The organism is Streptomyces fuscichromogenes (genome assembly GCF_014645815.1).
Lineage (GTDB): Bacteria > Actinomycetota > Actinomycetes > Streptomycetales > Streptomycetaceae > Streptomyces > Streptomyces fuscichromogenes.
Window position 1 is genome coordinate 1 of sequence record NZ_BMML01000009.1, and the last position, 22,687, is coordinate 22,687.

Genomic DNA, 22,687 nt, shown 5'->3' on the forward strand with positions numbered 1-22,687 from the left:
AAACGGCGGGGCCACAGCCCCTGAAAACTGCCCAACACTCAGAACAAGCACCGTTGCAGTACTAACTCGCCAACGTAGAAGGTGGGTTGCAGCAGCACCCGAATCAGGGCACGCCAACTGCCCCGGTACTATCGGCACCGGGGTCCTGATCAGGGCTTCCGCGACCGGACCACCCGGATTGCTGTCCAGGCTGAGGGTGGTCCGGTCTTCTGTGCTACTCCACGCTGACGCCTCTGTGTTCGGTCCACGCCCGGCACGCGTCGACCATGGCCTTCAACCAGTCCACGTCGGGCTTCCGGTCGACGGCGGCCTGGTACATCCGCAGGTTGGCGGCAGCGAAAGCATCGACCGCCTGCGGAGCCGCCCCGCGCCATGCGGGCAACCGCTCCGCCCACTTCTCGGCGTTGCCCGGGGTGTGCTCGGCCGCAATGAGCTGGATGACCAGGAGGGCAGGGTCGATGAACCCCGCGCCCCGGGTCGGCCACGCCCAATCGACAACCCACACTCGTCGCTTCATCACGAGGAAGTTGCTCGGATTGATGTCGGTGTAGAGGAGCGAGTCACCCCGGAACAGCTCGGCCTCCGAGCTGTCCGAGGCGAACCGGTCCCATCGTGTCTCGGCCCAGTCATGGGCGATCTGTGGGAGGGGAAGACGACCGATCTCGCCGATCGCGTCGACCACCAGGGCAAGATCAGACGAGTCCGGCGCGAAGTCGGACGACCCACCGTCGACCACATCGAAGCCCAGGACCAACCAGTCTTCGGCCTCCACGTCCCATAGCAGCGGCGGGGAGACGTGCCCGAGGTAGCCGTTGATCCGCCGTTCCCTGATCAGGGACTCCCTCCGGCCACCAGGCCGGTTGCGCATGGCCTTGACGAAGAAGGGCCCTTTGGCGCAGTCGACCACGGCCGTCAGATCCGAGCTGAAGCCGCGCTCGGTCCGGCGGATCGCGGCCACGGAGCCCGTGTGCTCCTCGATCAGGGGGAGGATCGCGGATTCGGGGAGATCGGTGTCCATGGTCCGTTCAGTTCCTCGGGGTGCACTCACTTCCGGGTGTCCCCGGAGAGCACTCGTCGTCGGTGTCGGGAGTACAGGATCGGGCGTCGGCGTTGTCCGGGCCGCAGGGACTGTCCGGGCCGCAGCCGAGGGAGCCGCCGACGTTGCGCCCCGCTCGAATGGTCGCGTTGGCCCGTGCGATCTCGGGGCCGCCGAGGATAGTGCCCAGCGGCGCATCCTGGACGTTTCCCACGCTCAGCCACGTGGAGAACACGCACGGGGAGACCGAGCCGTTCGGGCCGATGGACGCGCGCCCGTCCCCGCATCGCCCGCAGAGTCCGTCCGTGCACGGCTCCTGCCCGTTCGCACCGCGCCCGAAGGGCCGGACGTGATCGACGCGTACGTTGCGAACGCCCAGGGCCAGGAGTTCCCGCCTCGTCTCCTCACCGGTGTCGGACGGGGCGGAGACGATCACGGAAACCCGGATCGGGATGTTCTCCGTCACCGCCTTCACGATGTTCGCTCGGGTGCGGGCGTGGCTGTTCCGTCCGGTGACCGCGTTGTGCGTGTCCTCCTGGCCGTAGTACGACGTGGCCAGGCCGACGTTGTCCCGCCGGAGGAGGCTCCACCAACTCTCGCTCAGGTAGACCATGTTGCTGTACACCTCGACCGTCAGGCCGAGCTTCAGCGCGTACTCGATCAGGGTCGGCGCGTCGGGGTGCATGGTGACCTCACCCCCGGTGAACTGCACGCGGGGGACGCCGGCCGCGGCGGCTTCGTCGAGCACGCGCGTCCAGTCCGCGGTGGTCATCGAGCCGTGCGTTCCGTCCGGGCCGGACTCGTTGTGGCAGTGGCCGCAGGCAAGTTGGCACTTTCGGGTGAGGTCCAGCCACACAAGGCCGGGGGTGTCCGTGGCCTTGGTGATCGGTGCCTCTGCGACGACAGTCATGCGCTTCCCTCTCGTTCGTTGTTTCCGATTGGAGGTGTTGCGTATTGCGCCCCGCTCCGGGCGGAGCATGCGCGGTCCGGCCGCCAAGAGCGGAGTTCAACTGACGGGCTACTGGCCCCAGGTAGGAGAAGGACTTGGACCTCGTCCGTCCTCCACGGGGAGGCGCGACGGACGGGCAAGGAGTTTCAGGAGGCGTCGCGGAAGGCCGGCCCCGAAAGGGGACGGGGGAGCCAAGGCATTGGCACCCCGTTCGGGGCGGCCGGTCTACTGACTGATACCGAGGGCCATGCCGTTCAGCAGGCCAAACGACCCGCTGATCACGACGCTGAACAGCCCCTGTACCGGCCGAGGGTGCGCATCACACGCCATCTCTGCTGCTGGCGTTCTTGATGGCCAGGCGAGCGCTCAGTTCCTCGCGCGCGGTCGGCGCCACCACGTTGTCCGGCCGGGCGTCCCACTCGACGCCGCCACTGATGGGCCGTATCTGCACCCGGGCGCCGATCTCACCCATGACGACACCGATACGCCCATTGGCCGTGTCCTTCGCCAGTTCACCGATGCCCGGTCTGGTCTGCTGGTTGCTCGCCATACGCACGAGCATCCTGCCGCTCATCAGGACGTCGGAACCTCCGACAAACCCCACTTCGGGACGTCCCGGGTCGAGTAGAACGTCCCTAGTGCCGTCCCCGAATGTTGGGAGAGATTGGGATGCCGAACGAGAGGCTACGTGCTGCCATGGCGGCCGGCGGCTGGACGTACGCCGCCCTCGCGGACAAGGTCGAAGTCGATCAAAAGTCCGTCGAACGATGGGTCAATTCGGGGCGTACACCGCGCCGTGCTACGGCCATGTTGGCAGCGGAAACGCTAGGAGAAGACGTGCACGCTCTATGGCCCGCGCTCCGGCAGGCACGCCCTGCCCGCGCTGTCAGTCCGGAACTTGTGGCTCTCTACGACCAGCGGGCAGACATCCCCGTCTCCACCTTCGTGGACATGCTCGCCCAGGCACACGAGCACATCGACGTGTTGGTGTATGCCGCCGTCTTCTTGCACGAGGTGTACCCGCGGCTCAACGACCTGTTGCGAGAGCGGGCTGCTGACGGGTGCGCGGTCCGTATCGCGATCGGTGATCCGGAGAGCGTGAACGTCCAACAGCGTGGCAAGGAAGAGAAGTTCGGCCACGGGATCGAGTCCCGGTGCCGACTTGCCCTCATGCACTATCGCCCACTTGCAGGGGTATCCGGCATCGAGGTGCGGACACACGCGACCACGCTCTACAACTCGATCTATCGTGCAGATGACCAGGCGTTGGTCAATGCCCACGTCTGGGGCGTGAACGCCTACGGTGCTCCCGTGTGGCATCTTCGGCGCAGTGGAGAGGGCGGCATGTTCGACACCTACGCCAGCAGCTTCGACGCGGTGTGGGAGACCGCCACGCCGAAAACAGAAGGGTGACCATGGCACGGACCGAGTACTACGACGACCCGGTGGCACCGGAGCCGAACAGCTTGGTGGTCGCCGCGTCCGCTGTGGTCACCGACGACGAAGGGCGCGTGCTCCTTCAGCGCCGCCGGGACAACGATCTCTGGGCGCTCCCTGGTGGAGGCATGGAGATGGCCGACTCACTCCCGGGAACGGCCGTCCGTGAGGTGAAGGAGGAAACGGGGCTGGACGTGGAGATCACCGGGCTTGTGGGCACGTACACCGACCCTCGCCACGTCATCGCCTACTCGGATGGTGAGGTGCGTAGACAGTTCAACGTCTGCTTCACCGCCCGTATGGTCGGCGGCCGACTCGCTATCTCGGACGAATCCACAGAACTGCGGTTCGTCCAGCCGGAGGAGATCGATCAACTGCCGATGCACCACACGCAGCGGCTTCGGATCCGTCACTTCCTGGAGCACCGTGAGCGGCCCTATCTTGGCTGACTTCGTGGTGTGTGGGTGACGGCAGATTTGTGGCGACGACGATACGCAGAAGCTGTTGATCATGGCCTCCTTCGGTTAGTAGCAGGGAGGCCGAACGCCTGCCTAACTCGTCCTCCAAGTCGTTGAGAGGGTGCCTTGACGGGTTTTAAACCGGCCCCAACCCTCTCAACTGGGGAGTCTGTTGTCGCTCCTCGCCAAGTGCTGCCCGATCCTTCGGATCAGAAGGTTGAAGGCTCGAACGCAGCCAACCGCGCGGTCATTCCGAGACTGGCGGCACCCCTGACCAGGCAAGCCGCTCCACAGTTCACGCGCGGCACGGCACCCTTTCCCTTCGGCTCGTGCGGCCATCGCCATGGCGGCCATCGTCACGGGCCAAAGTTCCAGTGTGCCTCATACCCGAACGATCACCTTCGCCACTGGAGGGAACGTGCACCGCATCCGCCCGGTCTTTGTGGGTGTCTGATCGTCCGGTGCAACCTTGGGCCCGTTTCGGGTGTCATGTCCGAGGGAGCCGCGGACACCCGCGGCTCGGTGGGGAGGTTGGGGTGACGTCCGTACGCATCTGGGGACCCGGCGCGGGGGCCGTGGTGGTGCTGGTGGCGGCCGGGGTGTGGGCGCGCGGTTCCAGCGCGGTGGACGCCGGGCTGTGGGACCAGGTACGTCCCGCGGTCGAGGCGCGGCTGGTGACGCAGTCCGCCGGGACCGGGGCGGGGGAGAGCGAGCCCGCTCTGCGGTCGCGGTGGTTCTGCCGGGCGGAGGCGCTGGACCTTCAGGAGAGCGGGGGCCGGGTACGGGCCGGTGTCAACACCCTGTGCGAGGAGTACGGGGAGCACGCCGGGTCCCTGGTGCTGTGCGGTGGCGCGGAGACACCTGAGGTGGTGCGGCTGGAGCGGGACCCGGCCGACGGCGGCTATCGCGTCGTCTCCGCGGAACGGGCGCCGGAGGACGACGGGTACGGGGAGTGGGAGGAGAGCCACTTCAGCCACTACGCGGCGTCCCGCCTCGACCGGGGGATGTCGTCGACGGGTCTGCGGTCCGTGGCGCGCACCCACTTCGGCCTGCCGGCCGATGCGCCGGTACGGGAGTGTTAGCCGGGGCGGACCGGGACAGCCCCCGAACTGTGCAGCGCCGCGAACCAGGGCGCCCCGAAAGGGGCGCGGGGAACTGCGCGACCGGCCCCCACGGCGCCGCAGCCGAACGACGGCCCGGGTCAGTCCTCCGCGAGTTCGGCGACGCCCGTCACGCGGTGCAGGGGGTAGGTGCGTACCTCGTCGGCGGTGTGGTCGTAGGCCGTGACGAAGCCGCCCTCGACCCGGACCGGGGCGATGACGCGCTGGGTGGCGGTGCCCTCGGCGTTCACGTAGCCGATCCAGACGGTGTCGCCGGTGAGGACGGCGGCCTGCATGGTGGCGAGGGTCTCGGCGGGGGTGGTGCGGGGGAGTTCGCCGCCCTTGACGGCGCTGCTGCCGGTGGACTTGCGCGGGGTGGTGGCGGCGAGGTCGCCGGCCCGGATCGCGCGGATCGCCGCCGTGAGCAGGGTGGAGTCCGGTGGCGGCGGGCCGTCCGGGACCGGCTCGGGGGCGGTGCGCGGCGGGGTGCGGTGGGCGTGGGCGCGGGTGATCAGGACGTCGCCCTCGGCGGATTCGGCGGCGGGCGCGTAGCCCATCGCGCGCAGGCCTTCCAGGAGGGCGGCCGGATCGGCCTGGGTGGCCAGCACCGTCGGGGCCAGGCGGCGCAGGCGCAGGCCCGACGCCCGCTTGTCGGCCATGATCTCGTTCAGGATGCTGTCGTCGTCGCAGCGGACGTACGCCGAGGCCGCGCCCACCCGGAGATGGCCGTGCCTGCGGGCCACGTCGTCGATCAGGTACGCGAGCGGCTGCGGGACCGGTGTGCGGGAGTGCTCGGTGAGGAAGGCGTGCAGGTCGGAGGCGGTCCGGCCGGCGTCCAGGGCGCGGCGGACGGAGGCGGGGGTGAACCGGTAGACGGTGGCGCCGCCCTTGGACTCGACGTCGGCGAGGACGCCCAGCGCGTCGGCGAGCGGCCGGCGCAGCGGGCCCGGGGCGACCGCGGTCAGGTCGGCCTGGAGCAGCACATGGTCGAGGGGTTCGGGGAGGAGCGGGGCGAGCAGCCGGCCCGCGGCCGCGGCGGCGACGGCCTGCTCGGGCGGCGAGAGGGGGGCGGGGGTGAGGAGGCCGGGGGCGGGATGGTGGTGGTGCACGGGGAGCTTGTCGCCGGGGCCGGCGGACCGCGCGGGCGAGGCCGCCTTCGGCCCGGACGCGGCCGGTGCGCCGAGCAGGGCGCGGCCGTGTGCCGACAGCGCCCCGCGTCCCGTCACGCCCAGCAGCTCGGCCTCCGACAGGGTCCAGCGGGCCAGCCGGCCGCGCAGGTCGTCCTCGCTCCCCCACGCTCGGCTTCGCTCGCGCGGGGGGACCCCCACCTGCGGGCCGCGCAGCGGGCGTTCCCAGCGCAGCCGGGCCAGCACCGAGTCGGCGGCCGGGGCGGTGCCCTCCGGGAGCGCGGCGAGCAGGGTCAGCACCCGGTGCCGTACCTCGGGCGCGGCGGAGCGGTCGAGGCCGGGGCCGAGCGCCGACAGGGCGCGGTCCTTGGCGTCCCGGCCGCCGACCAGGCCCGAGGTGCGGGTCGCGGTCAGCCAGGCCTCCGCCAGCTGGGCCCAGCGTTCGGCCGGCGGGCGGTCCAGCCACTCGTCGTAGGCGGGGGTGGCCGCGAACCGCTCGTCGGCCTCGCCGTCGGAGGCGAGCAGCCCGGCGGCGTACGCCAGCTCGACCCAGAAGGCGGCGATCGGCTCGGGCACGTCCAGGGCGACGGCCGTCCGCTTGAGGTCCCGGACGCTCAGGCCGCCGGCCCGCAGCACCGCGGGACCGCCCTCGTCCCAGTCCTTCAGCAGCTCCTCGACGGTCGCGAGGGTGGTGTACGCCTGCCCCGCCGCGGTCGCGTCCACAACCTGTGGACGGTGGGCGGCCGCCGGCTCGACGGGCGGAGGCACCGGCTCCGGTTCGCGGTGCGCCCGGCCCTCGCGCAGGTGCAGGGCGACCTCGCGGGGCAGGACCACGGTGCCGGGCGCGGTCGGCAGCAGCAGGCCGCGGTCGAGCAGCCAGCGCAGGTGGGCGGCCGGTTCGGGGGTGATCTGGCCGTACGGCGGCCCCCAGACCAGCCGGGAGAGGACCTCGCGGGACTCGGCGGGCGCGGCGGCGAGCAGCTTCGCCATCTTCTTGCGGTGCCCGAACAGCCCGGTGAGCGCGTCCACCGCGGAGACCGGGTCGTGCGTGGAGGGCAGCCCGGCGGCGGCCACGATCTCCTGGACCCGGCCCGGCGACATCCCAGAGGTGGCCTCCCGCACGGTCGGGCCGAGGCCGGTGGGCGACGGGTGCTGCGGGGACGGGGCGAGCACCTCGCGCGCGGTCCGCACCAGCCGCAGCCGGTCGTCGTCGCCCCACACCAGCGCCTGGTCGCGGAGTACGGCGACGGCACGCGGCAGCTCGCCGGCGACGGCCGGGTCCCCGCCGTCCCCGGCCATCAGGCCCAGCAGTTCCTGGTACGACGCCGGGTCGCCCGCCACCGCCAGCGCCTCCGCGGTCTGGAGGGCGAAGCGGTCCAGGCGTTCCAGGGCGCGCAGTACCGAGGCCCGGGTGCCGGCCCGGGTGGCCAGCTGGGTGAGGTCGGTGGGGACGGGGGTGATGAGGTCGGGGCGGGCACGCAGGAGTACGGCCAGGGAGATGTCGTCCCTGGCGCGAAGCGCCTCCGCGAGGGAACGCGGCGGGGTGGCCGGGTTGCTCATCCGACCCACGGTAGCGGGTGCGGGGCCGGCACCGGGATCACCTGTACCGCCGCCGTCGCCGCGCGAGGGGGCGGACGACGGGCGGCCGGCGGCCCTCTTTCAGGACCGCGGACAACATGACGGGGTGGGCGGACCCCTGTCGCCGCGCCGGGTGGCTCTCCGTCACATGGGGAGCGAGAGCAGCCGTACTGGCCCTGGGGGCCAGCGGGCGTCGTCGCGCAGGGGCGTCACCATGGTCCGCAGCGGCATGGTCACCAGGCGGCCCTCGGGTTGTTCGACGAGCACGTCCGTGTCGAGCGGGTGCCATCCGAGACGCTGGTAGAGCGGCACGAGGGGAGGCCGGCAGAACAGGAGTGCATGCTGGGGACCCATCGTGCGGGCGTGCTCCAGGGCGGCTGTGACGACGAGCCGGGCCAGGCCCTGACCTTGCATGCCGGGGGCGACGGCAACTCCGCCGACGCCCACCACCGCTGTCCTGGTGTCGCCGGCCGAGACAGGCAGTCGCAGCAGGCCAGTGTGTGCCACGAGCCGGCCTTGGTGTCTGATTCCGAAGTGCACTTCTTTCGGCAGCCAGGTCAGACCGGTCGATGCGACGCCGAAGGGATCGTCGCTCTTGCCGAGGATCTCTTCCTGGTCCGCCTTCGTGTACTGGGGGAGCCGCACCACAGCCGGTGTCGCAGAGGATCGGGTCTCGGACATTCCCACATGGTGACCCCTCCGCCGGGCACCGGCCAAGTCACCCGGTGATGAACCCGGTGATGAAGGGGACCGTGCCGGATGCCTTCACGCCTCTGGCATTGTGGGCGCGTGACGCCAGCCCCCGGGACCGCCGAGGAGTTCGCCTCCCACCGCCCTCGGGTGTTCGGCCTCGCCTACCGGCTGCTCGGTTCCGCCGAGGACGCGGAGGACACCGTCCAGGAGGTGTACCTGCGCTGGGGCAAGGCCGACCGTGCGGCGATCGGACACCCTGGGGCCTGGCTCGCCAGGGTCGCCACCAACCTCTGCCTCAACCGACTCACCTCGGCCCGTGCACAGCGCGAGCGGTATGTGGGGTCGTGGCTGCCGGAGCCCGTGTTCACCGAGGACGGGACGCTCGGCCCGATGGAGTCGGCGGAGCAGCGCGACGCCGTGTCGACAGCCCTGCTCGTGCTGCTGGAGCGACTCACCCCGACCGAGCGCGCGGTCTACGTCCTGCGTGAGGCGTTCGCCTACAACCACCGGGACATCGCCGCGGTGCTCGACCTGAGTGAGGCCAACTGCCGCCAGTTGTACCGCAGGGCGGTGCAGCACGTGGCGGCGGCGCGCACCCGCTTTGAGCCTGCGCCCGGGCGGCAGCGCGCGCTCGTGGAGTCCTTCGTGGCGGCGGCCCGTGAGGGAGACCTGGCCGGACTGGAGAGAGTGCTCGCCGATGACGCCACCTGGTGGAGCGACGGCGGCGGCAATGTCAGCGCGGCCCTGCGCCCCGTCGTCGGCCGGGAAAAGGTCATGCGCTTCCTGGGCGGCGTGCGACGGTTCGCGAGCGGCTGGGCCCTCACCGTCGCCGAGGTCAACGGCGCGCCGGCCCTGGTGGCGCACGCGGCGCAGCAACTCGTCGCTGTCGCGTCCTTCGAACTGCGCGACAGCGGTATCGCCGAGGTGCGGGTCGTCATGAACCCGGACAAACTCGTGTTCGCGGGTCGGCAGTTCGCCGCGATGTCTCCCGGGGCGTGACCCGCAGGGGGAGCGGGATCACGGGGGGAGGCTGTCACATCCGCGGGCGGTCGTCGGTTCCCAGTGGATGACGTGCGCTCCACCGGGGAGCGCACGCCCACCGAAGGGACAGCAACTGCGATGACCACGATCCTGGTGACTGGTGGCACCGGAACGCTCGGCGGGCTCCTCAGCGAGCGGCTGCGCGCGGACGGGCACGAGGTGCGAGTGCTGAGTCGGCACTCCCAGCCGTACGCCGTGGACCTTCGTGAGGGCACCGGCCTGGCCGCGGCTGTCGCGGGCGTGGACACGATCGTGCACTGTGCGTCGTCACCGCGCGGCGGTGACGAGCGGGCGGCCCGCAACCTGATCGAGGCGGCCCGCCAGGCCGGGGTGCCGCATCTGGTGTACATCTCGATCGTCGGCGTCGACCGGGTGCCGTTCGGCTACTACCGGACCAAGCTCGCCGTCGAGAGGCTGGTCGAGGAGTCGGGGCTCGGCTGGAGCATGCTACGGACGACGCAGTTCCACGACCTGGTACTGCAACTCCTGCGGCGCTCGGCGAAGCTGCCGGTCATGCTGCTCCCGGCGGGAGTCGCCGACCAGCCGATCGAGGCGGCGGAGGTCGCTGCCCGGCTGGCCGAGATCGCCACCGGGGCGCCCACGGGGCGGGTGCCGGACATGGGCGGCCCCGAGGTCCGTACGTTCCCGGAGCTGGCCCAGGCCTATCTGCGCGCGAGCGGACGGCGCCGTCCGCTGCTGAACGTGCGCCTGGCCGGCAAGACCTACCACAGGTTCCGGGCGGGCGGGCATCTGGCGCCGAAGCGGGCCGTGGGCAAGGTCACCTTCGAGCAGTTCCTGGCGGGCCGTTCTCCTGAGCGGGACTGACGCCTGGACCGGGGGTCCGATACGGGTACGCCGGACTTCCGCCACCGGGGGTCTGTTCTGGCCGGGCCGGGTCACATCAGCCACGGCAACCCCGGGGCCCGGAAATCACGCCTCGATCCGATGACAGCGCAAAGGCACCCGGTGGTGTGCCAGCCGACATGAGCCTGGGCCTGCGCTACCGTCGTTCCGACGGGGGTATCCAACGCACCGGCCCCGGAGGGGACTTCGTGGGTATCGAGAGCGATCAGGTCGTCTACGAGTATCTGAGCCGTGTCGGGGACATCGCGCACCAGCGCCAGTTGTCGTCGGCCGAGCGGATGCGGCTGGTCTCCGGGCTGCGCAACGACATCGACCGGCAGCGGGCGAAGGCGATCGTCGACAGCCCCGCCGCGGTACGGCGCATCCTGGACCGGCTGGGCACGCCCGACGAGGTCGTCGAGGCCGCGGGGGGTACGGCGGGCGGCGGGCCCCAGTCGCCGTCGGCGGCCGCGGTCCCCGTCCAGCGGGACGGCGGGCCTCAGGTACCGGCCGAGGACCTGCGCCGCGTCGTACCGCGTCCCCGGCCCGCCGAGGCGGACGGCTCGGGGCCGCCGCCCGACTGGTGGCGGGTGGACAGCAGCCCGTTCGGGGACGGCGACGCGGTGCCGGGGTTCGTCGGCGGGGTGGAGATCCCCGAACTGCTCCGCAGGCCGCGGTTCCGGAAGGAGGAACCGGAGGACGGGCCGGACGCGAAGGGCGAGCCGGGCGGGAAGGGGGAGCCGGGCGAGCCGGTGGCGGCTCCCGTGGTGGAGGAGGCCGGGGCGCCGCGACGCCGGTTCCGCGTCGTCCCGCGCCCGGCCGTCGGCTGGAGCAACCCGCTGCTGCTGCTCGCCGCCGCCGCGCTCGTCGTGGGCGCGGCCCTCGGCAACTGGTTCGTGCTGCTCCTCGGCTGGCTCATCGCCTACGGCTCCCGGCGGCTCACCCCGACGGAGACGAAGCTGGCGGTGATGTGGGTACCGGGGCTGTCCGTCACGGCCGGGCTGGTGTGGCTGTGGGGACGCAGCGCCGGGCGCTGGGGCGCGCCCATCGCCCAGGGGCAGATGAGCGGTGCGGTGGGGGAGACATGGCCGTGGGTGGTGCGCGGCGCCGCGCTGGCCTCGGCCGTTTTCGTGGTGTGGCGGTCACAGAGGACGCGGTAGCGGGAGGGCGGGCGCGCTGTCGGCCGCGGGTGGGTGGGGGCTGGTCGCGCAGTTCCCCGCGCCCCAGCCGTGTCCCGCACAGCAGCGGGGGCACCCTGCGAGCGCCGCCCGGCACAATGGCGCATATGACTTCTCGTCCGTTCACCGTCGGTTTCGATCTCGACATGACGCTCATCGACTCCCGGCCCGGTATCCATGCCGCCTACACCGCGCTCGCCGAGCGGACCGGGACGTACATCGACGCCGATCTGGCGATCACCCGGCTGGGGCCGCCGCTCGTCGAGGAGCTGCGCCACTGGTTTCCGGCCGAGCGGATCGCGGAGATGACGGATCTGTACCGGGCGATGTACCCGGAGATCGCCATCGCGACCACGCCCGCGATGCCCGGCGCCCGGGAGGCGATCGCCGCGGTGCGGGACGCCGGGGGCAAGGCCGTCGTGGTCACCGCCAAGTACGAGCCGACCGCGAAGCTGCACCTCAGCCATCTCGGCATAGTCCCCGACGCGGTCGTCGGGGACCTGTGGGCCGAGCAGAAGGCCGTGGCGCTGCTTGAGCACGGCGCGGGCGTGTACGTCGGCGACCACGTGGGAGACGTACGCGGGGCGCGCACGGCGGGAGCCCTGTCGGTGGCCGTGGCCACCGGGCCCTGCGATGCCGAGGAGCTGCGTGCGGCCGGTGCCGACGTGGTGCTCGGCGACCTCACCGAGCTGCCCGCCTGGCTGGCCGGCTACCGGGCGGACGCCTCCCGCGCCTGACGGCGCCCGGCCGCGGCCGACTGGAGCACTCCCGCGCCCGCGACCAGGAAGCCGACGCCCATGAGCATGCTCAGCAGGTACATGTACGTCGGAAAAGGCTTCGCACCGAGGAACAGCGGTATCACGGTGACGAGTGTGGCCACCGCACCGATGAAGAAGACCACGGCACCGGCGCGGATCAGTCGGTCACCGGGCCCGGCGGAATTCGCTTGGGTTTTGTCACGCACTCGACCAGGGTAGTTCCTTGCCCGAAGGAACAACCGGGCGACGTCTTGTCACGCGCCCGAAGACCATTAGCCTTGGTACCGGCGGGTCATGGTCGACCCGCCCGAGTGCTATCAAGGCCCGTTCCAGAGCTGTTGCATTCAGAAGTTTCCCGAGCAGTTTCCGACGAGATACGAGGACGAGGACAGACGTGCCTACCGGCAAGGTCAAGTGGTTCAACAGTGAGAAGGGCTTCGGCTTTCTCTCCCGCGACGACGGCGGTGACGTCTTCGTCCATTCCTCGGTTCTCCCCGACGGGGTCGACGTACTGAAGCCCGGCCAGCGCGTGGAGTTCGGCGTCGTCGCCGGTCAACGCGGTGACCAGGCACTGTCCGTGGTGCTGCTCGACCCCACCCCGTCGGTCGCCGCGGCCCAGCGCAAGAAGCCGGACGAGCTGGCCTCGATCGTGCAGGACCTGACGACCCTGCTCGAAAACATCACGCCGATGCTGGAGCGCGGCCGCTACCCCGAGAAGACCGCCGGGAAGAAGATCGCCGGGCTGCTGCGCGCGGTCGCGGACCAGCTGGACGTGTAAGCGACGGGCTGCTGTCCTAAGCCTTTTTACGGGAAATCGAGTGCGTGCGGACCGAGGGGCGGGACGAGTCCCTCGGCCGCGGCACGGGTGAGCAGTCCGCGCACCGCCGCGTAACCGTCCTCGCCGAGTTCCGAGGTGAACTCGTTGACGTAGAGACCGATGTGCTGGTCGGCGACGGCCGGGTCCATCTCCTGGGCGTGCGCCATGACATACGGCCGGGAGACCTCGGGGTCGTCCCAGGCCGCGTGGACGGAGGCCCGGATCGAGCCGGCGAGGCGGGTGAGCGTCCCGGCGCCCAGCGACCGCTTGGCGATGATCGCGCCCAGCGGGATCGGCAGGCCCGTGGTGTCCTCCCAGTGCTCGCCCATGTCGGCGAGCCTGTGCAGGCCGTAGTTCTGGTACGTGAAGCGCGCCTCGTGGATCACCAGTCCCGCGTCGACCTTCCCGTCCCGCACGGCCGGCATGATCTCGTGGAACGGCATGACCACGATCTCGCCCACGCCACCGGGGAGCGTGTCCGCGGCCCAGAGCCGGAACAGCAGGTACGCCGTCGACTTCTCGCTGGGTACGGCGACCGTGCGGCCGGTGAGGTCCACGCCGGCCTCCCGGGTCAGCACCAGCGGCCCGCAGCCCCGCCCCAGCGCGCCGCCGCAGGGCAGCAGGGCGTACTCGTCGAGGACGTAGGGCAGCACGGCGTACGACACCTTCAGCGCGTCCGACTCGCCGCGCTCGGCCATGCCGTTGGTGATGTCGATGTCCGCGAAGGTCACGTCCAGCGCGGGCGCGTCCGGGACGCGGTCGTGGGCGAGGGCGTCGAAGACGAAGGTGTCGTTCGGGCAGGGCGAGTACGCGATGCGCAGCGGGTCAGCGGTGGTCATACGGGTTCCAACTCTCCAGGGCGGGCACGAGCTTCCCGAAGGCCTCGGTCAGGGCGGCCAGGGCGTCGCCGATGCGCCAGGCGGCACGGTCGCGGGGGCCGACGGGGTTGGAGACCGCCCGTATCTCCAGCACGGGCACGCCGTGTGCGGCGGCCGCCTCGGCGACGCCGAAGCCCTCCATGGCCTCGGCGAGGGCGTGCGGGTGCCGGGCCAGCAGTGCGCTCGCGCGGGCGGCGGTTCCGGTCACCGTGGAGACGGTGAGTACCGCTCCGGGGTGCGCTCCGGTGGCCTGCTTCGTCACTCGTACGAGTGAATTTGGTGGACGGTGGCTGACGGTTCCGAAACCCAGTTCGGTGACCGGCAGAAATCCGTCGGCCGTCTCGGCGCCCAGGTCGGCCGCGGTGATCTCGTCGGCCACGACCAGGGAGCCGACGGGTGCCATCGGCTGGAAACCGCCCGCGATCCCGGCGGAGACGACCAGCGTGTACGGACGGCCGTCGAGAGCGGCGGCGGTGAGGGCGGTCGCGGTGCCGGCGGCGGCCGGGGCCGGTCCGACCCCGGCGGCGAGCAGGTCGTACCCCTCGGCGGTGCGCAGCAGCGCCGCGCCCGGCAGCCGTACCTCGTGGGGGCCCGTGAACGCCCGGGCCACCGCGTCCCGTTCGGCCGGGACCGCGGTGGTGACGAGGACGCGTGCGGCGGACGTGGTCACTCCGGTGGCGGTCAGGCGTCCTTCTTGAGCTTGAAGGACCACAGACCCAGCACCGTCTTGTCGCCCTCCTTGAGGGAGACGAGGGTCGAGTTGCCGGAGGCACCGTACTGGGCGTTGAAGAACACGCTGCCCGGGATCGTGCGGTAGGTCTTGGTGCTGGAGTCGGTGAGGGCCTGACCGTTCATCAGGATCGTCCAGCCGTTGTCCGCGATCTTCGGGTCGACGCCGAAGCGGACCGTGTCGTCCGGGTCCACCTTGATGGACTTGATCCCGGTGTCCTTCAGGCACTTCGTGAGGGAGGCCGTGTCCAGGGCCTTGCCGTCGTTGTAGCAGGTGGCCTCGGAGTTGACCGAGTTCGTACCGACGGTGATCGTGGCGATGGGGGTCGGCTTGTCACAGGCCGACAGGACGAGCAGTCCGGCGGAAACGGCGCCGGCGGCGGCGACGACGCGGCGGCGTCGCGAGCGGGAGTGCAGCGTGGTCATGGCCGAAGGCTATCGGGCGCTCCCGGCCGTCTCCCCATGTGGGGTACGGCGTGCCCGGTTCGTTACGCCACTCGCGGTCGGGGGTGGGTGCCGTGCCGGGCGGAGGCGATCAGACCGCGCAGGGTGGTCAGCCAGCCGACCGCCACGATCACGGCGGCCACCACCAGCCCCAGGGTGCCGTTCAGCGGCATCACGATGCCCACCGCGCCCCCGAACACCCAGGCCACCTGCAGCAGCGTCTCCGAGCGCGCGAACGCAGAGGTGCGCACCAGCTCCGGCACGTCCCGCTGGATCAGCGCGTCCAGGGACAGCTTGGCCAGCGCCTGCCCGAAACCGGCCACCGCCGCCAGCACCGCCACCAGGAAGGCGCCGAAGAACAGCGCCGCGACGGCCGCCGTGCCCAGTACCAGGGCCACCGCCGCCACGATGATGATCTCCGGCGCCCGGGAGCGCAGCCATGACCCCACCACCGTGCCGAGCGCGTTGCCGGCGCCCGCCGCGACCCCCACTATCCCCAGCGACACGGCCGCGCTCTCGCCGGTCAGCGGGTGCTCGCGGAGCAGGAACGCCAGGAAGAAGATCAGGAAGCCGGAGAGGCAGCGCAGCGCGGCGTTGGCGCCGAGGGCGTGGGTGACGGCGGGCCCGACGGTCCGCAGCCCCGGCCGCTTCGCCCCCTTGCGCAGCGGGCCGTGCAGATGGTCCTCGTCGGCGGCGAGCAGCGCCACGTCCTCGCCCTTGGCCGAGTCGACCTTGGGCGGCAGCGAGAAGGAGAGAAACGTCCCGGCAACGAAGATCACGAAGGCGCCGTAGAGCGGCCACGGGTCGCCGACGGCATGCAGCCCGGCCCCGATCGGGGCGGCCACGCCGGTGGCGAGCAGCCCCGCGAGGGTGACCCGCGAATTCGCCTTCACCAGCGAGAACCGCGGCGGCAGCAACCGGGGGACGACGGCACTGCGCACCACGCCGTACGCCTTCGAGGCGACCAGCACGCCGAGTGCGGCCGGGTACAGCTCCAGGCCGCCGCCGGCCACCGCGCCCGCGATGATCAGCGCGAGCAGCGCCCGCGCGAGCATGGCGCCGGCCATCGCGGCGCGCCGCCCGTGCGGCAGCCGGTCGAGCAGCGGGCCGATGACCGGGGCGAGGACCGTGAAGGGCGCCATCGTGATGGCGAGGTAGAGCGCGACGCGGCCGCGGGCCTCGTCGGTGGGCACGGAGAAGAACACGGTGGAGGCGAGAGCGACGGTGATCATGACATCGCCCGCGCCGTTCACCGCGTGCAGTTCGATCAGTTTCCCCAGCCCGGACTCGCCGGCGCCGTGCGCGTGGGTGGCCTTGCGGATGGAGCGGGCGGTGCCGGTCACCGGGAGGTGCAGGGCACGGCCGACCGAGCGGACGGCACCGCGCATCCGGCCCGCACCGCTACCTACCCCTACGGCGCGTTGGGGTGACCTCGCGGTTGCCACGTGCTTCATAGTGCCCTGAGAGGGCAGTCCCTAGTGCACTTTGTGACCAAGCGAGTCGTGGGGGGAGGGGGGTAGATCTTTTAGGGGCGCGGGGAACTGCGCGATCAGCCCCCACCCACCCGCACCCACCCCACACCCGCCACCGCCCCAAAAAGACATTCCCCGCCCGTGAAAGCCCCTCGCGACACCCCCTCGTCGGCTCTCTCCTGCCCCGCAGGCACGCCGGACTGTCCCCCACCACCGGCGACGGGGTAGCGTGCCTATCTCAGCCATAGCGCAGAATGGATGGCATAGGTGCGCCCGAGCGCGATCGGACGCGGACGTCGATGCGGCCCACAGGTCCGCTCCGTCCGCCCCACCGCCGGAGGCGACCGCACTCGTGAGACGGCGTAGGAGAGAAGCGATACCTGTGAGCGCAGCGACAACGCGAAGCCGCACCCCCGACCGTCTGTGCGCCGAGGCGGTCGACCTCGCCCGTGCCGCCGCCGAGGAGGCGGCCGCACCGGGAGTGGTCGGTGAGCACGCCGGAGCCGTGGCCGAGGGTGATCGCGTGGTCACGCACTTCTTCGAGTGCAAGGAACTCGGCTACCGCGGCTGGCGCTGGGCGGTGACGGTGGCCCGCGCCTCCCGCGCCAAGGTCGTCACCCTGGACGAGGTGGTCCTCCTCCCCGGCCCCGACGCCCTGCTCGCCCCCGAGTGGGTGCCGTGGAGCGAGCGGCTGCGCCCCGGCGACATGGGCCCCGGCGACCTGCTGCCCACCGAGGCCGAGGACCTCCGCCTGGAGCCCGGCTACACCGGCGAGGACGAGCCGGAACCGAGCTCCCCCGTCTCGCAGGAGATGGAGGAACTCGCGGAGGCGGAGGACGCGGAGGTCACCGCGGGCACGCCCGCGCACCTGCCGACGGTCCCCTCCCGCGGCACGATCGCCTCGATCGCCGAGGAACTCGGCATGCGCCGTGCCCGGGTCCTGTCCCGCTACGGCCTGCACATCGCGGCCGACCGCTGGGAGGAGTCGTTCGGCTCCCAGACCCCCATGGCCCAGGCGGCGCCCGCGACCTGCGTGAGCTGCGGCTTCCTCACCCCCATCGGCGGCTCCCTGGGCCAGGCCTTCGGCGTCTGCGCCAACGAGTTCTCCCCGGCCGACGGCCGGGTCGTCTCCCTCTCCTACGGCTGCGGCGGCCACTCGGAGGCCGCGGTCATGCCGAAGACCCCCCAGCCGGCCCCGCCGGTCATCGACGAGACGCGGGTCGACCCCTTCCCGCTCCGGCCCGCCTCCGACTCCGGTTCGGTACCGGCTGCGCAGGACGAGACGTCGGCGGAGCTGGGCCACTCGTAGTCGGCCGCCGGGCGGCCGGGATCCTGCGCGCCACGGCACCACGGGCCCTGCCGGGCCGCGGTGGGCCACGATGGGCCGTCGTTCGGCTGCGGCGCCGTCGTGGCCGGTCGCGCAGTTCCCCGCGCCCCTGACGGGGCGCTTCCCTGAGCCGCGGTGAACATGGTCCGGCGCTCCTGACGGGGTGCTTCCGTGGGCCGCGGTGAACATGGTCCCGCGCTCCTGTCGGGGTGCTTTCGTGAGTCGTGATATCCGGCGCGCGTCCGCGCGGCGGTAGCGCCCCCCGGGCCGCCCCCGGCTGCTGCCGGGCCGGTGGCCGGATCGGCTTCCGCAGGCGCACGTCCGGGCGGGACGGCCGGTGCGGTGCGGGGGTGTGCGGGGCCGCTCGGTGCCGGGGCCGGGGTTCGCTTGCCGGGCGGGTCGGGTTGGCGGGTGGGCGGTACCCCGGCGCGCGGTACCTTCTCCTCACGTCGACGAGGAGAGTGAACGTGAGCAAGTTCGTGCGGCCCGCCGCCGAGGGCGCCGACCCCTTCGGCACCGCCCGCCTGCGCCGCGGTGTCCTCGACGCCTGGGCCACCAGCCCCGCCCGGTTCCGGGAGGACGCCAACGCCGAGGAGGACCTGGTCCTCGGGGGATACCGGGACCGGCTCGTCGTGGAGCTCGCGCAGAACGCCGCCGACGCGGCCGCCCGCGCCGGGGTGCCCGGCCGGCTCCGCCTCACCCTCCGCGACGGCGTCCTGTTCGCCGCCAACACCGGTGCCCCGCTGGACGCGGCCGGTGTCGAGTCGCTCTCCACCCTGCGCGCCTCCGCTAAGCGGGGGGACAGCGACAGCGCCGTCGGACGGTTCGGTGTCGGGTTCGCCGCCGTGCTGGCCGTCACCGACGAGCCCGCGGTCGTCGGGCGGCACGGCGGGGTCCGCTGGTCCCTCGCCGAGGCCCGCGAACTGGCCGAGGAGACCGCCCGGCACAGCCCGGGGCTGGGCGACGAGATCCGTCGGCGGGACGGTCATGTCCCCCTTCTCCGGCTCCCGTTCGCCGCCGAGGGCACCGCCCCGGACCCGTACGACACGGTCGTGATCCTGCCGCTCAGGGACACCGCGGCGGCCGATCTCGCCGAGCGGCTCCTGGACGCCGTGGACGACGCCCTGCTGCTCGCCCTCCCGGGGCTGGAAGAGGTCGTGGTCGAGACCGCCGACACCGTGCGCACCCTGCGCCGCCGGACCGACGGCGCGCTCACCGTCGTCGAGGACTCGCAGGCCGGTACGACCCGTTGGCGTACCGTCTCCGCGCACGGGCCGCTCACCCCCGACCTGCTCGTCGGCCGCCCGGTCGAGGAGCGGCTGCGGCCGCACTGGTCGCTGACCTGGGCGGTGCCCACGGACGGGCAGGGCGCCCCGGACCGGCCGCGCTCCGCGGCCGTCCTGCACGCCCCCACCCCCAGCGACGAGCCGCTCGGCGTGCCCGCCCTGCTCATCGCCTCGTTCCCCCTCGACACCACCCGCCGGCACACCGCCCCCGGCCCGCTCACCGACTTCCTGGTGCAGCGCGCGGCCGACGCGTACGCCGAACTCCTCGCCGACTGGCGGCCGGTGGGGGAGGGCATCATCCACCTGGTGCCCGGCCCGCTCGGCAAGGGCGAACTGGACGGCGCGCTGCGCCAGGCGATCCTGGAGCGGCTGCCGCGCACCGCGTTCCTGCCGCCCGCCGTCGAGCCCGGTGACGACAGCGAGCTTCCGGAGGCGCTGCGGCCGCGCGACGCCGAGATCGTGGAGGGAGCGGGGGCCGACACGGTCCGCGTGCTCGCCGAGGTACTGCCCACCCTCCTGCCCGCCGGTCTCGAACGCCGCGTCGAGCTGCGGACGTTGTCCGTGGCCAGGCTGCCGCTCGCCGACGCCGTCGACCGGCTGGCCGGTCTGGAGAAGGATCCGGACTGGTGGTGGCGGCTCTACGACAGCCTCGCGGGCGTCGACCCGGAGCGGCTCTCCGGCCTGCCGGTGCCGCTCGTGGACGGCAGGACCACCATCGGTCCCCGGCAGGTTCTGCTCCCCACCCCGGACGCGACCGCCATCGACCCCGAGGTGCTCACCCGGCTCGGCCTCAAGGTCGCCCACCAGGACGCCGCCCACCCGCTCCTGGAGAAGCTCGGCGCCCTGCCCGCCTCCCCGCGCGCGGTCCTGACCACCCCGCAGGTGCGGGCCGCGGTCGCCGCCTCGCTCGACGACGAGGGGGGTCTGAACTGGGAGGAGGACACCCTGGACGCCGAGGAGTTGGCGGACGCGGTGCTGGCGCTGGTCCGGGACGCCGGTCTGGAACCCGGTGACGAGCCCTGGCTGGGCGCCCTCGCCCTGCCCGACGAGGACGGCGAGCCGGCCCCGGCCGGTGAACTGGTCTTCCCCGGCAGCGCTTTCGCCCGGGTCATCAGGGAGGACGAACTGGCCTCCGTGGACGCCGAGCTGGCCGAGAAGTGGGGCGAAGGCCCGCTCGCCGCCTGCGGGGTCCTCGCGAACTTCGCGCTCGTCCGCGCCACCGACGTGGTCCTGGACCCGGACGAACTGGAGCCCCGCGAGGGTGACTTCGCGGAGCCGGACGACGCCGGCCTGCTCGACGCCGTGGACGTCTGGTGCGAGGACATCCTCGACCGCTTCCCGGACACCCCGGTGCCGCCGGTCGCCACCGAGCTGATCGCCGTCCGCGACCTCGACCTCGTCGACGAGGACCGCTGGCCCGAGGCCCTCGCGATGCTCGCCCAGCCGCCCCTGCGCGACGCCCTCACCCAGCCGGTCCGCATCCTGCTGCCCGACGGCACGCACGAGGTGGTACGGCCGTACACCGCGTGGTGGCTGCGCGGGCACCCGGTGCTGGACGGCCGCCGTCCCGCCGGCCTGCTGGCCGCGGGCGGCGACCCGCTGCTGCGCGGTCTCTACGAGGAGGCCGACGCGACCGGCTTCGAGGACGAGCAGGTGCTGCGGGCGCTGGGCGTACGGACCTCGGTGGCCGCCCTCCTTGACGAGCCGGGCGGCGCCGCCGAGCTCCTGGACCGCCTCGCCGACCCGGACCGGGGTGTCAGCGGCGCCCAACTGCACGCGCTGTACGGCGCGCTGGCGGATCTGGACCCCGATCAGGTGACGCTCCCCGACGAGTTGCGGGCGGTGACCGACGGCCGGACGGAGGTCGTGGACGCGGCGGACGCGGTGGTCGTCGACTCGCCCGATCTCCTGCCGTTCACGGCCGGTGTGCCGCTGCTGCCGGTACGGCCGTCCCGGGCCGCCGAACTGGCCGAGCTGTTCCAGGTGCGGCGGCTGAGCGAGTCGGTGACGGGGTCGGTCGACTCGGAGGGCACGGAGCACGACGTCCCCGAGCCGGTGCACGTCCTGCTCGGCCCCCGCACCCCGGGGACGTACGTCGAGCACGAGGAGCTGGTGGTCGACGGCGTCGAGATCGACTGGCGCCTCACCGGCGACGGCGTCCTGCACGCCGCCACCCTGGAGGGCGTGGCGGCCGGTCTGGCCTGGGCGGCGGGACAGTGGCCGCGCCGCTTCGAGGTGGCGGCACTGCTGGAGGACCCGTCCCGGACGGAGGAACTGGCGCGGGACCGCTGGTTCGACTGAGCCGCCGTCCGTACCGGCCCTCGACAGTCTCTGCCCACAACTTTCAGGACACGTACAACCTTTGTTCCCCCGCGCGGATCTGAAGAGGGGAGTCATCCAGACTCCCCGATCACTTCCATGCAGGGGAACGCATGCGTATACGCGCCACTGTGGCCGCCGTCTCCGGCGCCCTGGCACTCTCGGCTCTCGCGATACCGGCCGCGCACGCCGCCGGCGGTTCGTCCTTCGGCGCCGACGCGACGAAGCTCTTCGCGGCCGCTCACCCGACGTCCGGCAAGACCGCGTTCAGCGCCGCCACCGCGGCCGACGACGGTCCGTACGCCATGAACGTCACCTTCTCCGACGTCAAGATCGCCAAGGCGGTCACGGTCGGTACGACGGCCCACGTCGCCACGTCGGTCACCTACACGCTCACCCACGGCGCCGATGTCGACATCACCGCCGCGGACTTCTTCTCGGGCGCCTACATCTACAAGGGCTCCTACGACGACCCGGCCAACTTCCTGATCGGCGACGACCCGGCGAAGTGCACGGTCACCTCGGCGACCACCGCCAGCTGCAAGGGGAACATCGACGTCTACCCCGGTGACGGCGAGCTGTTCAACTCCGACGCCGGCCTCTGGCACGCCGGTGCGCTGGCCGTCGCGTACAACGGCCAGGACCCGACCAGCAGCGACTTCGACATCACCAAGATCGGGTACGCCGACCAGGGCGCCCTCGGCAGCACCCAGGTCCAGCGCCTGTCGAAGCTGACGGTCAACGCCGCCCCGGAGCCGGTCAAGAAGGGCAAGACCATCACGGTCACCGGCAAGCTGTCCCGCGCCAACTGGGAGGACGGCAAGTACCACGGCTACACCAACCAGTCCGTGCGGCTGCAGTTCCGCAAGAAGGGCAGCACCACCTACACCAACGTCAAGGGCATCAAGTCGTCCTCGACCGGCACGCTGAAGACGACCACGAAGGCGACGGTGGACGGCTACTACCGCTTCTCCTTCGTCGGTACGTCCACGACCCCCGCGGTCAACGCGACGGGTGACTACGTCGACGTGAAGTAGCCGCACGGAGCAGCACTGGGAGTAATCCCAAGGAGACGTAATCCGGTCGTAAAAGAAATAAAACCTGGCCGGATTACGTCTCGCTCGTACAACCTCACTCACCCCTCGTGGATCTGATCAGCCGAGTCAACAGACTCCCTAGATCACTTGGGCCTCGCGCCCACTTTTCCCACTGGGGAA

The 22,687-nt window shown here is 72.0% G+C and carries 21 protein-coding genes; 11 read left to right on the plus strand and 10 right to left on the minus strand.

The genetic code is table 11. The annotated features are described in order from the left end of the window. Positions 1-214: 214 nt before the first annotated feature. The 3 genes from IEZ11_RS20460 to IEZ11_RS20470 all read right to left on the minus strand — a co-directional run bounded on the left by IEZ11_RS20460 (position 215) and on the right by IEZ11_RS20470 (position 2,547). Complete coding sequence (locus tag IEZ11_RS20460; RefSeq protein ID WP_229713220.1) at positions 215-958, minus strand: hypothetical protein; 744 nt, start codon at positions 956-958, stop codon at positions 215-217. A 67-nt stretch (positions 959-1,025) separates the two neighbouring features. Beyond that, entirely contained in the window at positions 1,026-1,946 is a 921-nt protein-coding gene (locus IEZ11_RS20465; RefSeq protein WP_189264259.1) for a radical SAM/SPASM domain-containing protein, read from the minus strand. A gap of 358 nt (positions 1,947-2,304) precedes the next feature. Further along, positions 2,305-2,547 (minus strand): hypothetical protein, encoded by a 243-nt coding sequence (locus IEZ11_RS20470; protein WP_189264260.1) that lies wholly within the window; start codon positions 2,545-2,547, stop codon positions 2,305-2,307. 107 nt (positions 2,548-2,654) lie between these two features. Between IEZ11_RS20470 and IEZ11_RS20475 the strand changes: the two genes are divergently transcribed. From IEZ11_RS20475 to IEZ11_RS20485, 3 genes are all read left to right on the plus strand, one after another. Beyond that, on the plus strand, positions 2,655-3,398 hold the full coding sequence (locus tag IEZ11_RS20475) for a helix-turn-helix domain-containing protein (protein WP_189264261.1): 744 nt from the start codon (positions 2,655-2,657) through the stop codon (positions 3,396-3,398). Positions 3,399-3,400: 2 nt separating this feature from the next. Beyond that, the gene (locus IEZ11_RS20480) at positions 3,401-3,871 is read left to right on the plus strand and encodes an NUDIX domain-containing protein (protein ID WP_189264262.1); all 471 of its coding nucleotides are present in this window, start codon (positions 3,401-3,403) and stop codon (positions 3,869-3,871) included. A gap of 545 nt (positions 3,872-4,416) precedes the next feature. Next, positions 4,417-4,962, plus strand: a complete 546-nt coding sequence (locus tag IEZ11_RS20485; RefSeq protein ID WP_229713222.1) for a hypothetical protein — start codon at positions 4,417-4,419, stop codon at positions 4,960-4,962. 119 nt (positions 4,963-5,081) lie between these two features. On the opposite strand, the gene IEZ11_RS20490 is transcribed toward IEZ11_RS20485, so the two are convergent. Both IEZ11_RS20490 and IEZ11_RS20495 read right to left on the minus strand, forming a co-directional pair. Then, on the minus strand, positions 5,082-7,667 hold the full coding sequence (locus IEZ11_RS20490; protein ID WP_189264263.1) for a helicase-associated domain-containing protein: 2,586 nt from the start codon (positions 7,665-7,667) through the stop codon (positions 5,082-5,084). Positions 7,668-7,829: 162 nt separating this feature from the next. Then, on the minus strand, positions 7,830-8,366 hold the full coding sequence (locus IEZ11_RS20495) for a GNAT family N-acetyltransferase (protein ID WP_189264264.1): 537 nt from the start codon (positions 8,364-8,366) through the stop codon (positions 7,830-7,832). A gap of 108 nt (positions 8,367-8,474) precedes the next feature. Here IEZ11_RS20495 and IEZ11_RS20500 point away from each other — a divergent pair, with 108 nt between their 5' ends. From IEZ11_RS20500 to IEZ11_RS20515, 4 genes are all read left to right on the plus strand, one after another. Next, positions 8,475-9,377, plus strand: coding sequence for an RNA polymerase sigma-70 factor (locus IEZ11_RS20500; protein WP_229713223.1), 903 nt, complete (start codon positions 8,475-8,477; stop codon positions 9,375-9,377). Between the two features lie 120 nt (positions 9,378-9,497). Continuing rightward, a complete protein-coding gene (locus tag IEZ11_RS20505) occupies positions 9,498-10,244 on the plus strand; it encodes an SDR family oxidoreductase (protein ID WP_189264266.1) in 747 nt (248 codons plus the stop codon). Positions 10,245-10,471: 227 nt separating this feature from the next. Next, positions 10,472-11,422 carry a hypothetical protein gene (locus tag IEZ11_RS20510; protein WP_189264267.1) on the plus strand — a complete coding sequence of 317 codons (951 nt, stop codon included), beginning with the start codon at positions 10,472-10,474 and terminating at the stop codon, positions 11,420-11,422. A 125-nt stretch (positions 11,423-11,547) separates the two neighbouring features. After that, positions 11,548-12,177, plus strand: a complete 630-nt coding sequence (locus IEZ11_RS20515; protein ID WP_189264268.1) for an HAD family hydrolase — start codon at positions 11,548-11,550, stop codon at positions 12,175-12,177. Here IEZ11_RS20515 and IEZ11_RS20520 read toward each other — a convergent pair. Further along, positions 12,150-12,404 (minus strand): hypothetical protein, encoded by a 255-nt coding sequence (locus tag IEZ11_RS20520; protein ID WP_189264269.1) that lies wholly within the window; start codon positions 12,402-12,404, stop codon positions 12,150-12,152. The two genes, IEZ11_RS20515 and IEZ11_RS20520, sit on opposite strands and share 28 nt — an antisense overlap. Positions 12,405-12,592: 188 nt before the next feature. Between IEZ11_RS20520 and IEZ11_RS52215 the strand changes: the two genes are divergently transcribed. Next, a complete protein-coding gene (locus IEZ11_RS52215) occupies positions 12,593-12,976 on the plus strand; it encodes a cold-shock protein (RefSeq protein ID WP_189264270.1) in 384 nt (127 codons plus the stop codon). Between the two features lie 26 nt (positions 12,977-13,002). On the opposite strand, the gene IEZ11_RS20530 is transcribed toward IEZ11_RS52215, so the two are convergent. The 4 genes from IEZ11_RS20530 to IEZ11_RS20545 all read right to left on the minus strand — a co-directional run bounded on the left by IEZ11_RS20530 (position 13,003) and on the right by IEZ11_RS20545 (position 16,454). Continuing rightward, entirely contained in the window at positions 13,003-13,854 is an 852-nt protein-coding gene (locus tag IEZ11_RS20530) for a 1,4-dihydroxy-6-naphtoate synthase (RefSeq protein WP_189264271.1), read from the minus strand. Further along, positions 13,841-14,563: a futalosine hydrolase gene (locus tag IEZ11_RS20535; protein ID WP_229713225.1), complete on the minus strand. Its 723-nt coding sequence runs from the start codon at positions 14,561-14,563 to the stop codon at positions 13,841-13,843. Before IEZ11_RS20535 ends, IEZ11_RS20530 begins: the two co-directional genes overlap by 14 nt. 11 nt (positions 14,564-14,574) lie before the next feature. Further along, positions 14,575-15,048, minus strand: coding sequence for a DUF2771 domain-containing protein (locus IEZ11_RS20540; RefSeq protein WP_189264273.1), 474 nt, complete (start codon positions 15,046-15,048; stop codon positions 14,575-14,577). A gap of 62 nt (positions 15,049-15,110) precedes the next feature. Next, a complete protein-coding gene (locus IEZ11_RS20545; RefSeq protein ID WP_189264274.1) occupies positions 15,111-16,454 on the minus strand; it encodes an MFS transporter in 1,344 nt (447 codons plus the stop codon). A 466-nt stretch (positions 16,455-16,920) separates the two neighbouring features. On the opposite strand from IEZ11_RS20545, the gene IEZ11_RS20550 reads away from it, so the two are divergent. The 3 genes from IEZ11_RS20550 (at position 16,921) to IEZ11_RS20560 (ending at position 22,507) form a co-directional block, all read left to right on the plus strand. Next, positions 16,921-17,847 carry a DUF3027 domain-containing protein gene (locus tag IEZ11_RS20550; protein ID WP_189264275.1) on the plus strand — a complete coding sequence of 309 codons (927 nt, stop codon included), beginning with the start codon at positions 16,921-16,923 and terminating at the stop codon, positions 17,845-17,847. 485 nt (positions 17,848-18,332) lie between these two features. Continuing rightward, positions 18,333-21,452 (plus strand): sacsin N-terminal ATP-binding-like domain-containing protein, encoded by a 3,120-nt coding sequence (locus IEZ11_RS20555; RefSeq protein WP_189264276.1) that lies wholly within the window; start codon positions 18,333-18,335, stop codon positions 21,450-21,452. A gap of 131 nt (positions 21,453-21,583) precedes the next feature. Next, on the plus strand, positions 21,584-22,507 hold the full coding sequence (locus tag IEZ11_RS20560; RefSeq protein WP_189264277.1) for a hypothetical protein: 924 nt from the start codon (positions 21,584-21,586) through the stop codon (positions 22,505-22,507). The last annotated feature ends 180 nt before the right edge of the window (positions 22,508-22,687 follow it).

Coding starts and splice junctions, on each gene's coding strand:
- IEZ11_RS20490 (WP_189264263.1), bottom strand. CDS start 7,667: ATGAGCAACCCGGCCACCCCGCCGCGTTCCCTCGCGGAGGCGCTTCGC.
- IEZ11_RS20505 (WP_189264266.1), top strand. CDS start 9,498: ATGACCACGATCCTGGTGACTGGTGGCACCGGAACGCTCGGCGGGCTC.
- IEZ11_RS20470 (WP_189264260.1), bottom strand. CDS start 2,547: ATGCTCGTGCGTATGGCGAGCAACCAGCAGACCAGACCGGGCATCGGT.
- IEZ11_RS20545 (WP_189264274.1), bottom strand. CDS start 16,454: ATGCGCGGTGCCGTCCGCTCGGTCGGCCGTGCCCTGCACCTCCCGGTG.
- IEZ11_RS20480 (WP_189264262.1), top strand. CDS start 3,401: ATGGCACGGACCGAGTACTACGACGACCCGGTGGCACCGGAGCCGAAC.
- IEZ11_RS20560 (WP_189264277.1), top strand. CDS start 21,584: ATGCGTATACGCGCCACTGTGGCCGCCGTCTCCGGCGCCCTGGCACTC.
- IEZ11_RS20515 (WP_189264268.1), top strand. CDS start 11,548: ATGACTTCTCGTCCGTTCACCGTCGGTTTCGATCTCGACATGACGCTC.
- IEZ11_RS20495 (WP_189264264.1), bottom strand. CDS start 8,366: ATGTCCGAGACCCGATCCTCTGCGACACCGGCTGTGGTGCGGCTCCCC.
- IEZ11_RS20540 (WP_189264273.1), bottom strand. CDS start 15,048: ATGACCACGCTGCACTCCCGCTCGCGACGCCGCCGCGTCGTCGCCGCC.
- IEZ11_RS20530 (WP_189264271.1), bottom strand. CDS start 13,854: ATGACCACCGCTGACCCGCTGCGCATCGCGTACTCGCCCTGCCCGAAC.
- IEZ11_RS20475 (WP_189264261.1), top strand. CDS start 2,655: ATGCCGAACGAGAGGCTACGTGCTGCCATGGCGGCCGGCGGCTGGACG.
- IEZ11_RS20465 (WP_189264259.1), bottom strand. CDS start 1,946: ATGACTGTCGTCGCAGAGGCACCGATCACCAAGGCCACGGACACCCCC.